We start from the raw sequence: 13,906 nt of genomic DNA, 5'->3' as shown, positions 1-13,906 counted from the left end.
ATTGCTGAACACGGAGCGCCGTCATGAACCTGCATCAGTTCGCCGAAACCCACGAAGTCACCAATCAGCCACCGTCGCTGGACGGCACCAACCTGTACCGCATCGACCTGCCGCTGCAGGAGTGGTCGCGGCGTTTTGGCGCCGGTTGGGCCGAGTCGCGCATCGATGCCTATGGCGCACTCGCGGGTGGGCCTTTGATGGAAGCGGGGTTTCTCGCCAACCAGAACAAACCGGTATTCGCCAGCCATGATCGCTACGGTCATCGCATCGATCTGGTCGAATTTCACCCGGCCTACCACGAGCTGATGCGCACGGCGATCGAACATGGCCTGACCTCGCTGCCGTGGGCACACCCGCAGGACGGCGCGCATGTCGCCCGCGCTTCGATGACCTATCTGCACAGCCAGGCCGAGGCCGGCAGTGGTTGCCCGCTGACCATGACTTTCGCCAGCGTGCCGGCCCTGCGCTTGCAGCCGGAGCTGGCTGAGCAGTGGCTGCCGAAAGTCCTCGCCACCGAATACGATCCGCGCAACGTCGGCATGGCGCACAAGGCCGGCGTGACCATTGGCATGGCGATGACCGAGAAGCAGGGCGGCACCGATGTGCGCGCCAACACCACCAAGGCTTACCCGGTCGGCGCCAGCGGCCCGGGTCAGGCCTATGAACTGGTCGGGCACAAGTGGTTCTGCTCGGCGCCGATGTGCGACGCCTTCCTGACATTGGCGCAAACCGACAAGGGCTTGAGTTGCTTCCTGCTGCCGCGCCATCGCCCGGATGACACGCGCAATCAGTTCTACATCCAGCGTCTGAAAAACAAACTCGGCAACCAGTCCAACGCCTCCAGCGAAGTGGAGTTTCGTGGGGCGCTGGCGTGGATGATCGGCGAAGAAGGGCGCGGCGTACCAACCATTATCGAGATGGTGGCGATGACCCGTTTCGATTGCATGGTCGGCTCCAGTTCGCTGATGCGTCAGGCGCTGACCCAGGCCAGTCATCACTGCGCGCACCGCAAGGTCGGTGGCAAACTGCTCAGCGAGCAGCCGCTGATGCAAAACGTACTCGCCGATCTGGCCCTGGAAAGCGAAGCCGCGCTGGCCTTGAGTCTGCGCATGGGCAAAGCGCTGGATCATCTGGATGATCGCCACGAAGCGCAGTTCGCGCGGCTGGTGACGGCGGTGGGCAAATACTGGATCTGCAAACGTGCGCCAGGAATGATCAACGAAGCCGCCGAATGCATGGGCGGCGCCGGTTATGTCGAAGACAGCATCCTGCCGCGCCTTTACCGCGAAGCGCCGGTGAACTCGACTTGGGAAGGCTCGGGGAATGTGCAATGTCTGGATGTGCTGCGCGCATTGTCGAAGGAGCCGGGTGTGTTGGATGTGCTGTTCAGCGAATTGGGCGATGGCCATGGCGACAAGCGTCTGGCCGCACATATCCAGCAGTTGCAGGCGCAATTCAAGGACACCAGTGAAATTCAGTATCGAGCGCGGCAACTGACTGAAGACATTGCGCTTGGGTTGCAGGCCAAGCTTCTGTTGGAGGCGGGGAATTCGGCGGTCAGTGATGCTTTCATTGCCAGCCGCCTGAGCGGTGGCGGTGGCGGTCGCGTCTACGGCGGGTTGCCGCGTGGGCTGGACGTCGAAGCCATCGTCGCACGCTCGACCCCTCAGCTTTTCTGACCGCAATTTTCCCGACACCACAAAACCCTGTGGGAGCTGGCTTGCCAGCGATGGCGGTCTGTCAGTCAACATCGATGTTGAATGTGACGGCCTCATCGCTGGCAAGCCAGCTCCCACAGTGATTCGGGTTGCCTGAAAGATTTCGGTACACCCACAACGCCACTGTTCCCGTGCGTCCACGATGCAGGCAAGATGAAGCTCTGCAAGTCAGAACACAGGAAGCTGATTGTGACCGAAGCGTTTATTGTCGTTCAAACCGCCGAACAAGCCGTGGATCGTCTGGCCGAGCTGCATGAGCGGGCCACCACTGCGCTGAATTCTGCCCTCAAGCGTTACCTCAAGGACCGCGTCGAACCCGACGCCGAACAGCGTGCCCTGTTTCGTTATCCCGAACTGCGTCTGACCTACCACTGCCAGGGCGAAGTGCCGCAGACCACCCGCGCTTACGCCAAGGTGCAGTTGCCCGGTACTTACAGCGTCACCGTCACCCACCCGGCGGCGTTTCGCAAATACCTGCTTGAACAACTGACGCCGTTGATGCACGACTTCACCGTGACCGTCGAAGTCGGCGTCAGCCAGCAGAACATTCCGTATCCGTACGTGGTCGAGCAGGGCGATGAACTGGCCGGTTCCGGCGTCACTGCGGCGGTGCTGGCGCGGGTGTTCCCGAGCACGGATCTGTCCGCCGCCACCGATGGCATTGCCGACGGCCTCTACGACTGGGAAAACACCGATCCGCTGCCGCTGGCACTGTTCGATGCGGCGCGCGTGGACTTCTCGCTGCGCCGCCTGGTGCATTACACCGGCAGCGACTGGCGCCATGTGCAGCCGTGGATTCTGCTGACCAACTACCATCGCTACGTCGATCAGTTCATCGTTCATGGTCTGGAGCAGTTGCGCCGCGATCCGCGCTTCGTGCGTATGGTCCTGCCGGGCAACGTGATCATCGAGAAGAGCATGGACCACGGCGAAGCCTCGGCGATTGCCGCCGGTGTGGTCTGGCACCGTTACCAGATGCCGGCCTATCACCTGATCGCCAACGACGGCCACGGCGTCACGCTGGTGAACATCGGTGTCGGCCCTTCCAACGCCAAGAACATCACCGATCACCTGGCCGTGCTGCGCCCGCATTGCTGGCTGATGATTGGCCACTGCGGTGGCCTGCGTCAGTCGCAGACCATCGGCGATTACGTGCTGGCCCACGCCTACATGCGTCGCGACGGCATTCTTGATCGTGTGGTGCCGCCGAATATTCCGATCCCGGCACTGGCCGAAGTGCAGCTTGCGCTTCAACAGGCAGCGGCGAATGTCACCGGCGAGAAAGGCGACGACCTGAAGAAACGCCTGCGCACCGGCACGGTCCTGACCTACGACGACCGCAACTGGGAACTGCGCTGGGCGCAGGAACGGCCGCTGATCAACCTGTCCCGCGCAGTGGCGGTGGACATGGAAAGCGGCACGATCGCAGCGCAGGGTTATCGCCTGCGGGTGCCGTACGGCACGTTGCTCTGTGTTTCGGACAAACCGCTGCACAGCGAAATCAAACTGCCGGGCTCGGCCAACGCCTTCTACGAGCGTGCGGTCAGCCAGCATTTGAAAATCGGCATCGAAGCAGTGGATCTGCTGCGCACCGAGCTCAACTCGCTGCACTCGCGCAAACTGCGCAGCTTCGACGAGCCGCCGTTCCGTTAACGGTTAGTCGTGGTCATTTGGCGGTCGGGGCACTAGCATTGTCAGCCCTGATCGCTAAATGTTCTGTCTCTTATGTCCCGTCCCCCGCGTCCCCCTTCCCGCCGCCCCGGCGTGAAGCCTCAGTCTTCTGCCCCGCGCCGTGTTGCCAAGGCACCACCGGCCGAGCCGAAACTGATCCTGTTCAACAAACCCTTCGATGTGCTGACGCAGTTCAGCGACGGTGAAGGGCGGGCGACACTCAAGGATTACATCGATGTGCCAGGGATTTACCCGGCCGGACGTCTGGATCGCGACAGCGAAGGTTTGTTGCTGCTGACCAACGACGGCCAGTTGCAGGCGCGCATCGCCGATCCGAAACACAAACTGGCGAAGACCTATTGGGTGCAGGTGGAGGGCGAGCCGACGGCTGAGCAGTTGCAGCGCCTGCGTGATGGCGTCGAGCTGAATGACGGCATGACTCTGCCCGCCCAAGCGCGGCAACTGGCTGAGCCGCAGTTGTGGCCGCGCAATCCGCCGGTACGCTTTCGCGCGACCATACCGACTTCATGGCTGGAACTGGTGATTCGCGAAGGGCGCAATCGTCAGGTGCGGCGCATGACGGCGGCGGTCGGGCTGCCGACGTTGCGTCTGGTGCGAGTCAGGATTGGCGACTGGACCCTTGAAGGGCTGGATCAGGGCCAGTGGCGGGAAGTGCCGGCGCGCTTATAAGGCGCCGGACTCGATCAGGCCGATCACCACACTCTTGATGATGAACGCGGCCACGCCCAGGCCCAGCACGAAAAACAGAATGAACGAGCCGAACCGCCCGGCCTTGGACTTCTTCGCCAGATCCCAGACGATGAAACCCATGAAAATGATCAGGATGCTGACCAGACCGGTCATCATCCACTCTTCGAACAGTGCTGGATCCATTGGCGATCTCCGGCGCGGACAGGGCTGAAAGGGCGGCGGCGAGTATACGCCATGGTCGGTGGGGTGGCATTGATCTGGGTCTGATCCGCAATTGTTGCCCTCACCCTAACCCTCTCCCGGAGGGAGAGGGGACTGACCGAGGTGTCTGGCGTCTTACATCGACCTGAAATATCGAGTCGCTTATGGATTCACAACAGAACTTTCAGGTCGGCGTACTTCTAGAGCATCTCTAGGTCGGCTCCCTCTCCCTCCGGGAGAGGGGATTGACCGAGGTGTCTGGCGTCTTACATCGACCTGAAATATCGAGTCGATTATGGATTCACAACAGAACTTTCAGGTCGGCGTACTTCTAGAGCATCGCTAGGTCGGCTCCCTCTCCCTCCGGGAGAGGGGACTGACCGAGGTGTCTGGCGTCTTACATCGACCTGAATATCGAGTCGATTATGGATTCACAACAGAACTTTCAGGTCGGCGTACTTCTAGAGCATCTCTAGGTCGGCTCCCTCTCCCTCCGGGAGAGGGGACTGACCGAGGTGTCTGGCGTTTTACATCGACCTGAAATATCGAGTCGATTATGGATTCACAACAGAACTTTCAGGTCGGCGTACTTCTAGAGCATCTCTAGGTCGGCTCCTTCTCCCTCCGGGAGAGGGGACTGACCGAGGTGTCTGGCGTCTTACATCGACCTGAAATATCGAGTCGCTTATGGATTCACAACAGAACTTTCAGGTCGGCGTACTTCTAGAGCATCTCTCGGTCGGCTCCCTCTCCCTCCGGGAGAGGGCTGGGGTGAGGGGCTTTTGCTTAGCTACGCAAATGAGTCAGCGGCAATTCAGTACTGTTCAAAACCTGGTTCAGCACAAAACTCGACCGCACGCTGGTGACCCCCTCGATCCGGGTCAGATGCCCCAACAGCAACTTTTGATAGTGATCCATATCCGGCACCACCACTTTCAACTGGTAGTCGGCATCCACTCCGGTCACCAGACTGCATTCCAGCACTTGCGGCAACGTGCGGATTGCCGCCTCGAAATTCTCGAAGCGCTCGGGGGTGTGCCGGTCCATGCCGATCAGTACATACGCCGTCAGGCTCAAGCCGAGCATCTTGCGATCGAGCAGCGCAACCTGGCGCGAGATATAGCCATCGTCTTCCAGCTGCTTGACCCGGCGCGAGCAAGGCGAGGGCGACAGACCGATGCGCTCGGCCAGTTCCTGGTTGGAGATACGGGCGTCGCGCTGCAATTCCGCCAAAATACTCAGGTCATACCGGTCAAGTTTGCTCATCAATCTGTCCTTGGTCGTAACTATTGCGGCAGATTATCTATCCAGGGTTAAAAATTGCGCAAGCGGTGTTTAATTGAGCAATTTTCGCAATCCTCTGTCGCAGCCTCAGGCTTATTCTTAACACCAGAATCACTGCTCGGTAACACAGTCCACGCGGCCCGCCCAATCAGGCCCGCCGCGGCCGCCACCCCCACCGGGGATGTGCCGGCCCCCGAGCTGCACACTGCCCAGAAGACAGCGTGAGGTGAGCCGACGTCAAAAGCGTCGAGCCAGGACGAAGTTCTCCAGAAGGGAGGCCGACGGGTCTCCCTTTTTTCTTGCCTGCGATTTCATGTAGGCGCCTCAATAAATAAGTCGCGCGACTGATAACCTGTTGCAGAACCCGGTGGGGCTGTTTCGAGTCTCAGCAACAAGCCCTGCCAACGACAGGCTCCCGCAGTGAGGAAAAGCATGAATTCGCGCATCTGGCGTCTGGCCGGTGTTGGTTTGCTGTGTGTGGGTGTCAGTGCGCAAGCGCTGGCCGATGAGCCGCAGAATCGTGGGCCGGGCAACGGGCCGCAGAAGGACGGGATCATCCGTGGCGACAACAGCCGTCAGTTCGAGCACAACGGCCAGCCGCATAACAATGACGGTCAATGGCAGAACCGCAACCGTGTCGGTGATCGTCCAGAACCGCCTCGCCAGCCGGGCAACAACCTGCCGATCCAGTCGCGACCCGACGCCGTGCGCCAGACCCAGGAACCGCGTCAGGGTTACTACCGCGACGAGCGCCCGCAGAACGGTTACCACAATCAGCAATGGCAGACGCAGCCGCGTCCCGATGACAACCGCTGGCCGGGACGGCCGAACGGTCATGGCAATGGCTGGGGTCCTGGCCCGCAGTATCGTCCAGGCCATGTGATCGACCGTTTCCCGGATCGTGATTACCGCGTGCCGTATCGCGGTCAGGATTACTTCTATTCCGGTGGCTATTGGTATCGCCCGCAAGGCCCACGCTACATCGTCGTGCAGCCGCCGCGCGGGATCCGCATCCAGTATTTGCCGGATTACGCCCGTGAAGTGTGGATCGGCGGCTCGCTGCTGTTCCTCGCCGCCGGCTCGTATTACGCCTATCAAGAGGCGACGCAGGATTACGTGGTCGTCGAGCCGCCGCTGCAGCAACCGCCGCAACCGCAATCTCAAGGCTATGACGTCGAAGCCTACCCGGCCAACGGCCAGTCACCGCAGCAGGTGCAGCAGGACGGTTACCAGTGCTCGCAGTACGCTGTGCAGCAAAGCGGTTTCGACCCGCGCACCGCGACCTACCAACCGGCGCCCGAGGTGGTTCAGGCTTATCGCCAGGCGCAGGGCAACTGCCTGAGCAGTCGCGGTTACCAAGTCAATTACTGAGTGCGGGCGGCGAGCACCACTTCCTGTGGGTCGGCGTGCACCAGCACCTCGGCCTTCGGATATTCCTTGTGAATCGCCGCCGCCGCTTGATCGCTGATGCCATGGGCGACTGACAGGGTCAGTTCGCCCGGCAATTCCAGGTGCAATTGCACGAACCAGTGGTTGCCCGAGATCCGCGTGCGCAAGTCATGCGCACCGAGCACCCCCGGCACGCTGCACGCCAGTTCGAGCATGTGCTGGCTGACATCGGTCGGCAACTCCTCGTCCATCAACACCGAAAAACTTTCCCGGGCGATCTGGATCGCACTCCAGAAAATGTACACGGCGATCCCCAGCCCGAACCACGCGTCCAGTTGCGCAAAACCCATCCCGGCCAACACCAGCGCGATCAGGATGCTGCCGTTGAGCAGCAGGTCCGAACGGTAATGCAGGGAGTCGGCACGCACGGCGTTGGAGCCGGTCTGCTTGATCACCCGGTGCTGCAACATCAGCAGCGCCGCCGTCAGCAGCAGGGAAAACACGATCACACCGATGCTCAGCCACGGCGCGCCAAGCGGCTCTGGTTTCTGCAAGCGCTCGTAGGCCTGAAACGCGATCAACACCGCGCTGCCACCAATGAACAACGCCTGCGCCATGCCCGCCAGCGATTCGGCTTTGCCGTGGCCATAACGGTGATCGTCATCCGCCGGACGCAGTGCGTAATGCACCGCCAGCAGATTGAGCATTGAAGTGACGCCATCCAGCGCCGAGTCGGTGAGGCCGGCGAGCATGCTCACCGATCCGCTGAGCCACCAGGCAATCGCTTTGGCGACGATCAGCGTGCACGCGACCGCCACCGAGGCGCGGGTCGCCAGCCGCAGCAGGCGGGCGTGTTCGGGGCTGGAGGTCATTGAACGTCCTTATTCAAGCGGCGGGTTGCAGGCCGAACATCGCCAGTTGCTGAGTGCTGCCCTTGTGCTGGATCAGGCGCGGGTCGTCGAGAGGAAAGTCTTTACCCAGTTCGCTCTCGAGAATCGCCTGCAACTTGTGATTGTCGACCTGACCGTCCGGGCCGATGGCTTGCTTGAGCTTGGCCGGATCGATCTGCGCGGTGTGGCCCGGTTCGAAATAGATCGCCCCGGTGGCGAAGTCGACGGCAAACGCGATCAGCCCGGGAATGATGTAGAACAGCAGGCCGACGGCATCGAGCACGGCAATCGCCGGGTCGATCTTGCCGTCGATCTGGCCACGGCGGTCCGGGTAGAAAATCGAACCGCACGCCGACAGTTGCGTGAGCAGAGTGGTGACCAGAACACCGCCGATCAGGCGAGAGGGTAAGCGCATGGAAATGTCTCCTGAGTCATCAAATAACGAAGCTTCGTCTTGTGAAGTTAAGACCCTGACGAACGTCAGACAGTTCGTCGTTATACTCGCCGCTCTGTTTGGGAGCCAGCATGATTTCTTTGCCGATCGATGATGTTTTACCCGCCCTGCGTGAAGCCCTCGCGTCACGCCACGAAGCCGTGCTCGAAGCACCGCCCGGCGCCGGTAAGACCACCCGCGTGCCCTTGGCCTTGCTCAACGAAGCCTGGCTGGCCGGGCAGACCATCGTCATGCTCGAACCACGGCGTCTGGCCGCGCGCGCAGCGGCGGAACGTTTGGCCAGCGAGCTCGGCGAGCAGGTCGGTGAAACCGTCGGCTATCGCATCCGCCTCGACAGCAAAGTCGGCCCGAAAACCCGTATCGAAGTGGTCACCGAAGGCATCCTTACCCGGCGCTTGCAGGACGACCCGGCGCTGGAGGGTGTGGGCCTGCTGATCTTCGACGAATTTCATGAACGCAGTCTCGACGCCGATCTGGCGTTGGCGCTCAGTCTGAACGGTCGCGAGCTGTTTCGCGCTGAACAGCCGCTGAAGATTCTGCTGATGTCGGCGACCCTCGAAGGCGAGCGCCTGGCGGGGTTGCTCGATGACGCGCCGATCCTGCGCAGCGAAGGCCGCATGTACCCGGTGACGATGCGCTGGGGCCGGCCGTTCCAACCAGGGGAATACATCGATCAACGCGTTACCCAAACCGTGCTCGAAGCGCTGCACGACGAGACCGGCAGCATGTTGGTGTTTCTGCCGGGGCAAGCGGAGATCCGTCGCGTGCATCAGCAATTGGCCGACGCCATTGGCGAGCGCAAAGACATCTTGCTGTGCCCGTTGCACGGCGAACTCGACCTCAATGCGCAACGCGCGGCGATCGATCCGGCGCCGCCCGGTCAGCGCAAAGTGGTGCTGGCAACCAACATCGCCGAGACCAGCCTGACCATCAACGGCGTGCGCGTGGTCATCGATGCCGGGCTGGCGCGGGTGCCGCGTTTCGACCCGGGCAGCGGCATGACCCGCCTCGACACTCAACGCATCTCCAAGGCCAGCGCCACCCAGCGTGCCGGCCGCGCCGGGCGATTGGAGCCGGGCGTGTGTTATCGCCTGTGGTCACAGGATCAGCACGAACAACTGGCGGCCTATGGCAGCGCGGAAATTCTCTCGGCGGATCTGGCCAGCCTCGCTTTGCAGCTGGGGCGCTGGGGCGTGACCCCGGGCGAACTGGTCTGGCTCGACATACCGCCCGCCGCCGCGTATGCCCAAGCGCAGGATCTGCTGCAACGGCTCGGCGCGTTGCACGGCGACACGCTGACGGCCCACGGCCAGGCCATGGCTGAATTGCCGGCGCATCCGCGCATTGCGCACTTGCTGTTGCGCGGTCAGGCGCTGGGGCTGGCGGCGATGGCCTGCGATGTGGCGGCGCTGCTCGGCGAGCGCGATATCTTGCGCGGTGCCGGTGCGGATCTGCACAGCAGGCTGGTGCTGCTTTCCGGCGAAGAGCGCGCCGGTCGTGGCGCGCAGGGCGGGGTGCAACGTGCCCGGCAATTGGCTCGGCAATATCGCGGTTATCTGCGCGGCAAGGCGAGCGAGCCGGTCAAAGATGCCGAGCATCCGCGCTGGCTCGGTGCTCTGTTGGCGCTGGCCTACCCGGATCGCGTCGCCCAGCAACGGCGTTCCGGTGGGGCTGAATTCCGTTTGGCCAACGGTCGCGCGGCGCTGTTCGCTGAGGCCGATAGCCTGATGAAGCACGAGTGGATCGTCATCGCCGACCTTGGCAGCCGCCAGGGCCAGCGCGAAGAACGCATCTATCTGGCGGCGGATTTCGATCCGGCGCTGTTCGATTCGGTGCTCGCCGAACAAGTGCGCAGCGTCGATCAACTCGATTGGGATGAACGCGAAGGCGTGCTGCGTGCCGAGCGCCAGCGCAAGGTCGGCGAGCTGATTCTCAGCCGCGAACCGTTGACCGGTCTCGATGAAAACGCGCGCAGTCAGGCGCTGGTCAATCTGGTGCGGCGCAAGGGGCTGGAGCTGCTGCCATGGACCCCGGAACTGCGCCAGTGGCAAGCGCGGGTGGCGCTGTTGCGCCAGCTCGATCTGCGCACTCAGGACGACAGCCAATGGCCGGATGTCAGCGATGCAGCGCTGCTCAATACCATGGAAGACTGGCTGATGCCGTATCTGGGCAAGGTCTCGCGGCTAAGCCATTTCGCCAACCTCGACCTGTCGAGCATCGTGCGCAATCTGCTGCCGTGGCCGCTGCCACAGAAACTCGACGAGCTGGCGCCGCATCATTTGAGCGTGCCGTCGGGTTCATCGATTCGTCTGGATTACAGCGACCATCCACCGATTCTCGCGGTGCGCTTGCAGGAGCTGTTTGGTCTGGCCGATACGCCACGGATTGCCGGCGGCCGGCAAGTGGTCAAGCTGCATCTGCTGTCGCCAGCGCGGCGACCGGTGCAGGTCACGCAGGACCTGGCCAACTTCTGGCGCAGCACCTATGCCGAGGTGAAGAAGGATCTGAAGGGGCGTTATCCGAAGCATTATTGGCCGGACGATCCCTTGGTCGCCGAAGCCACGGCGCGGGCGAAACCACGGGGCACCTGACCCGCAATGGCTGCGTGCCATTAGCCCATCCGTGCTAATTGCCCTTGGTTGTTCAGGCTCGCAAAATCGCCGCCTGAACAATATCAAGCCTTGTTGCCTGACAACTTGCGCCCAAGGAACGGAACTGCCCATGAGCTCTTTCTTCAAGTTCAAGAAGTTGATCTTCTTGTCGGCTGCGCTGCTGGCCGCCTCTGATCCGGCAATGGCCGAAGAGTCCAATCCGATTGGCGACTGGTGGATTATCTACGGCAACGGCGTGCCTCAGAAAAACATCATGTACGTCGCCGATGCCACCTCGGTCGTGCCTTCGCAGAAAACCAAAGGCGCAACCATGGTCGCGGTGACTCTGGTGTATGAAGAGCCGGGCAAACCGATGATCGACGTCTACAACCTCGAAGCCCAATGCTCTACGGGCAAGGTGCGTTTTATCAATGGCCAGTCCATCGAACGCCTCGCCTACACCATGCGTCATCTGAAAGTTGCCAATCAATGGCAGACCCCGAAAGACTTCTGGGTCCAGCAGGCGCTTAAGTTTGCCTGCGCCCCTGGCAGTCGCGCCAAAAACGACATGGCCGCCGTGGGCAAGATGGAATACCTGCAGATGATCGAGATGCTGCAGCAGATGTTCTTCAAGCTCGCGCCGATTCAGCAAAAGAGCCAGATGATGGACAACATCGACAGCCTGCTCGAACTGAAGAAATAAGCCGGGGCATCCAATGACTTACACACGTTTGTGGCTGGCAACCCTAGTGGCAGGATTGCTCTTGAGCGGTTGTGGCACTATCGCGCAGAGCCGCTGGGAAGGCCGCGATCTCCAGGAAGCACTGGACCTGTTCGGCACGCCTGATTCGATGAAAAAAGAAATCGGCCCAAATGGCGAACCCTTGGCCGTGCTGACCTGGTACAAGTCCGCGAGCTGGACCACCACCGAAGCGGCTGGCACTTCGATGACCCATACCGGCAACGGCATGGTGTACACCGAGCATTATCAGCAAGTTGGGCACAGTTCCGATTGCAAATTGCAGGCGAAGATCGATCAACAGAAGAAGATTGCACAGTTCCTGATCGAGGACGGGCGAATCCTGCATGGCAAGTGCCTGGGCGTCCGGTTTGTCCCCGGTTACATTCCGCCCGGCTTCTAAGGGCAGAGCGCTTATGGCGCAGCGGGTAGCAAGAAGCGCGCAATCACCGGCAAGTGGTCGGAGATGCGCAAGGTATCGTCCTGTCGCACCTGGGCTTGCAGGCGTTTGAGCTTCGGGCTGTAGAACAGATAATCCACCGTGCGATCCGGGCCGTTGAGCCCGGGGTCGTTGGGGTAATGGGTCAGCCATTTGGCCCGGTCGATGCCGCCGGCTTCATTGTTGGTCGGGATCATCGGGTACTTGTCCCACAGCAGATGCAGTTCGCTGTCGGCAGAGTAGGGCGTGCGACGCTCCACGGGCAGGCGCCGGTACTGGCCCAGCGGCAGCAGATTGAAATCGCCACCGATCAGCCAGGGCAGGCCTTGGCTTTCATACTTGTCGAGCACCTTGGCCACGGCGGCGACTTGCGCCTGCAAGTGGCCGTCCGCCTGGCTGGCGCGCTGCAGATGGGTGTTGAATACGGTCAGTTGTCCGCCATCACTGAGCGGCAGTTTGACGGCCAGCAAAGCGTCTTTGGGCTGGAACTGGCGGCTGATGAAGTTGCTCGGGGCCACGGGCAGTTGCAGGCGTTCGGCGTGTTCGATGCGATAGCGACTCAAGGTGGCCAACTGGCGGCCGACGCTGCCGTAGATATGTGGCTCGGGAACAAAATCCGCCTTCCAGTCGATGGCGCTGGTGCTGCACGGGTACAGATCGGCGACACGTTCCTGCAACAGTTTGAGCTGGTTCTGGTAATCGCTGGCCTTGGCGCCGTCGTCGAGCTCCTGCAACAGCACCACATCGGGTTGTTCGTCGCGGATCACCCGCGCCACTTCGTCGAGGCTGAAGGCCATGTCTTCGGCGGTCGGCGCTTCGTCGTCGCCCTGAGCCAGGTCATTCCAGAATACGTAGCGCTTGCCGGCGAGGAACTGCACGTTCCAGGTCATGACTTTCAGTGCTTGCCCGGGCACCAGCGTCGGCGCCGTGGTGCTGCAACGGACCGGCAGGGTTTCGCGGGCATCGGGGCGCCAGGTCAGGCTGAACAGCAGTACTCCGAACAGGACGACGGCAAGGATGACGAGAAGCAGGGTGTAGCGCAGCAGACGGGTCATGGCTCGGCTTATAGCGTTACAGGAAGTGGCCCCGAGCATACCTGACGGCAGCCGCGAAGCCCAAGCACGGCGCGGTCAGACCGCTCCGTTACGTTTGTCAGGCAATTCGCTGATCAGCATGAACAGGCGGAACAGCACCACACTGGTGAACAGTTGCAGAAAGCTGTGAGCGCTGTCGATCAGCCCGGCAATCAGCGGATTCTGCGGTTCGGGGTACACCGCAAGCGTCGCGCCCTTGAGCAACCACAACGGAGTCATCACGCAGAGAATGCACAGCAGGATGCGCCAGAAGTGCCCGCGCGTCAGGCGCAGGCTTTCCTTCATCGCCTGCAACGGCCCGAGGCCGCGCAGCACCAACAGGTATTCAGCGAAGGCGAGCATGACCATCAGCATCAGGCCCGGGAGGAAGTACAGCGACAGGCCCAGCAGAATCAGCAAGGTATTGAGCGCGGTCAGCACGGCGAAGCGTGGCCACAGGGTTGCGGCCATCGCCAGCAGGTCGCTGTTGCGCGGCGACTCGCCACGGCTGCGCGCATCGAGAAACAGGATCAGCGCGGCGGTGTACAGCGGATACACCAGCAGGCCGACGATGATGCTGACTCCGGCGAAGGTGTCCGGCCCGGTGGCGTGATCGACCGCCTGCTGCAAGAAAGCTTCGACGATCACCAGCGGCAGGCACAACTGCACGATGCTGCCCAGATGGCGTTTGAAAAAATACAAAGAGTCGCGCAGTACTTCGAGGGCATTCATCAGTCGGTATCGCA

General features: G+C 61.6%; 13 protein-coding genes. 7 read left to right on the top strand and 6 right to left on the bottom strand.

Annotation, left to right across the window (positions count from 1 at the left end; all coding sequences use genetic code 11):
* Positions 1-23: 23 nt before the first annotated feature.
* The 3 genes from AB4N85_RS18055 to AB4N85_RS18045 all read left to right on the top strand — a co-directional run bounded on the left by AB4N85_RS18055 (position 24) and on the right by AB4N85_RS18045 (position 4,079).
* Positions 24-1,679 carry an acyl-CoA dehydrogenase family protein gene (locus AB4N85_RS18055; RefSeq protein ID WP_252868338.1) on the top strand — a complete coding sequence of 552 codons (1,656 nt, stop codon included), beginning with the start codon at positions 24-26 and terminating at the stop codon, positions 1,677-1,679.
* Between the two features lie 192 nt (positions 1,680-1,871).
* Entirely contained in the window at positions 1,872-3,371 is a 1,500-nt protein-coding gene (gene amn, locus AB4N85_RS18050; RefSeq protein WP_167351308.1) for an AMP nucleosidase, read from the top strand.
* Between the two features lie 72 nt (positions 3,372-3,443).
* Positions 3,444-4,079 carry a pseudouridine synthase gene (locus tag AB4N85_RS18045; RefSeq protein WP_056790617.1) on the top strand — a complete coding sequence of 212 codons (636 nt, stop codon included), beginning with the start codon at positions 3,444-3,446 and terminating at the stop codon, positions 4,077-4,079.
* On the opposite strand, the gene AB4N85_RS18040 is transcribed toward AB4N85_RS18045, so the two are convergent.
* Complete coding sequence (locus AB4N85_RS18040; RefSeq protein WP_016773053.1) at positions 4,074-4,283, bottom strand: DUF2788 domain-containing protein; 210 nt, start codon at positions 4,281-4,283, stop codon at positions 4,074-4,076. The genes AB4N85_RS18045 and AB4N85_RS18040 overlap by 6 nt on opposite strands.
* 804 nt (positions 4,284-5,087) lie before the next feature.
* The gene (locus AB4N85_RS18035; RefSeq protein WP_007909658.1) at positions 5,088-5,567 is read right to left on the bottom strand and encodes an Lrp/AsnC family transcriptional regulator; all 480 of its coding nucleotides are present in this window, start codon (positions 5,565-5,567) and stop codon (positions 5,088-5,090) included.
* Positions 5,568-6,017: 450 nt separating this feature from the next.
* Between AB4N85_RS18035 and AB4N85_RS18030 the strand changes: the two genes are divergently transcribed.
* Positions 6,018-6,956 carry a DUF6515 family protein gene (locus AB4N85_RS18030; RefSeq protein WP_252868337.1) on the top strand — a complete coding sequence of 313 codons (939 nt, stop codon included), beginning with the start codon at positions 6,018-6,020 and terminating at the stop codon, positions 6,954-6,956.
* Here AB4N85_RS18030 and AB4N85_RS18025 read toward each other — a convergent pair.
* Together AB4N85_RS18025 and AB4N85_RS18020 are read right to left on the bottom strand one after the other, a co-directional pair.
* Complete coding sequence (locus tag AB4N85_RS18025) at positions 6,950-7,846, bottom strand: cation diffusion facilitator family transporter (RefSeq protein ID WP_056790613.1); 897 nt, start codon at positions 7,844-7,846, stop codon at positions 6,950-6,952. The two genes, AB4N85_RS18030 and AB4N85_RS18025, sit on opposite strands and share 7 nt — an antisense overlap.
* 13 nt (positions 7,847-7,859) lie before the next feature.
* A complete protein-coding gene (locus tag AB4N85_RS18020) occupies positions 7,860-8,279 on the bottom strand; it encodes a polyribonucleotide nucleotidyltransferase (RefSeq protein ID WP_252868336.1) in 420 nt (139 codons plus the stop codon).
* 110 nt (positions 8,280-8,389) lie between these two features.
* Between AB4N85_RS18020 and hrpB the strand changes: the two genes are divergently transcribed.
* The 3 genes from hrpB (at position 8,390) to AB4N85_RS18005 (ending at position 12,051) form a co-directional block, all read left to right on the top strand.
* Positions 8,390-10,909 carry an ATP-dependent helicase HrpB gene (gene hrpB, locus AB4N85_RS18015; RefSeq protein WP_252868335.1) on the top strand — a complete coding sequence of 840 codons (2,520 nt, stop codon included), beginning with the start codon at positions 8,390-8,392 and terminating at the stop codon, positions 10,907-10,909.
* Positions 10,910-11,039: 130 nt separating this feature from the next.
* Positions 11,040-11,612, top strand: coding sequence for a hypothetical protein (locus AB4N85_RS18010; RefSeq protein ID WP_252868334.1), 573 nt, complete (start codon positions 11,040-11,042; stop codon positions 11,610-11,612).
* 13 nt (positions 11,613-11,625) lie between these two features.
* Positions 11,626-12,051, top strand: coding sequence for a hypothetical protein (locus tag AB4N85_RS18005; RefSeq protein WP_052392144.1), 426 nt, complete (start codon positions 11,626-11,628; stop codon positions 12,049-12,051).
* 11 nt (positions 12,052-12,062) lie between these two features.
* On the opposite strand, the gene AB4N85_RS18000 is transcribed toward AB4N85_RS18005, so the two are convergent.
* Positions 12,063-13,142: an endonuclease/exonuclease/phosphatase family protein gene (locus tag AB4N85_RS18000; protein ID WP_252868333.1), complete on the bottom strand. Its 1,080-nt coding sequence runs from the start codon at positions 13,140-13,142 to the stop codon at positions 12,063-12,065.
* Between the two features lie 75 nt (positions 13,143-13,217).
* A complete protein-coding gene (locus AB4N85_RS17995; protein ID WP_252868332.1) occupies positions 13,218-13,892 on the bottom strand; it encodes a YciC family protein in 675 nt (224 codons plus the stop codon).
* Positions 13,893-13,906 lie beyond the last annotated feature (14 nt).

The sequence above is a fragment of the Pseudomonas sp. H1_G08 genome, from assembly GCF_054681355.1.
Note: the sequence above shows the minus strand (reverse complement) of the source record. Positions and strands in the feature narration are given on the sequence as shown.

Bases quoted from the DNA above. Each gene is read 5' to 3' on its own strand.
- AB4N85_RS18055 (WP_252868338.1), top strand. From the start codon at position 24: ATGAACCTGCATCAGTTCGCCGAAACCCACGAAGTCACCAATCAGCCA.
- amn (WP_167351308.1), top strand. From the start codon at position 1,872: ATGAAGCTCTGCAAGTCAGAACACAGGAAGCTGATTGTGACCGAAGCG.
- AB4N85_RS18045 (WP_056790617.1), top strand. From the start codon at position 3,444: ATGTCCCGTCCCCCGCGTCCCCCTTCCCGCCGCCCCGGCGTGAAGCCT.
- AB4N85_RS18040 (WP_016773053.1), bottom strand. From the start codon at position 4,283: ATGGATCCAGCACTGTTCGAAGAGTGGATGATGACCGGTCTGGTCAGC.
- AB4N85_RS18035 (WP_007909658.1), bottom strand. From the start codon at position 5,567: ATGAGCAAACTTGACCGGTATGACCTGAGTATTTTGGCGGAATTGCAG.
- AB4N85_RS18030 (WP_252868337.1), top strand. From the start codon at position 6,018: ATGAATTCGCGCATCTGGCGTCTGGCCGGTGTTGGTTTGCTGTGTGTG.
- AB4N85_RS18025 (WP_056790613.1), bottom strand. From the start codon at position 7,846: ATGACCTCCAGCCCCGAACACGCCCGCCTGCTGCGGCTGGCGACCCGC.
- AB4N85_RS18020 (WP_252868336.1), bottom strand. From the start codon at position 8,279: ATGCGCTTACCCTCTCGCCTGATCGGCGGTGTTCTGGTCACCACTCTG.
- hrpB (WP_252868335.1), top strand. From the start codon at position 8,390: ATGATTTCTTTGCCGATCGATGATGTTTTACCCGCCCTGCGTGAAGCC.
- AB4N85_RS18010 (WP_252868334.1), top strand. From the start codon at position 11,040: ATGAGCTCTTTCTTCAAGTTCAAGAAGTTGATCTTCTTGTCGGCTGCG.
- AB4N85_RS18005 (WP_052392144.1), top strand. From the start codon at position 11,626: ATGACTTACACACGTTTGTGGCTGGCAACCCTAGTGGCAGGATTGCTC.
- AB4N85_RS18000 (WP_252868333.1), bottom strand. From the start codon at position 13,142: ATGACCCGTCTGCTGCGCTACACCCTGCTTCTCGTCATCCTTGCCGTC.
- AB4N85_RS17995 (WP_252868332.1), bottom strand. From the start codon at position 13,892: ATGAATGCCCTCGAAGTACTGCGCGACTCTTTGTATTTTTTCAAACGC.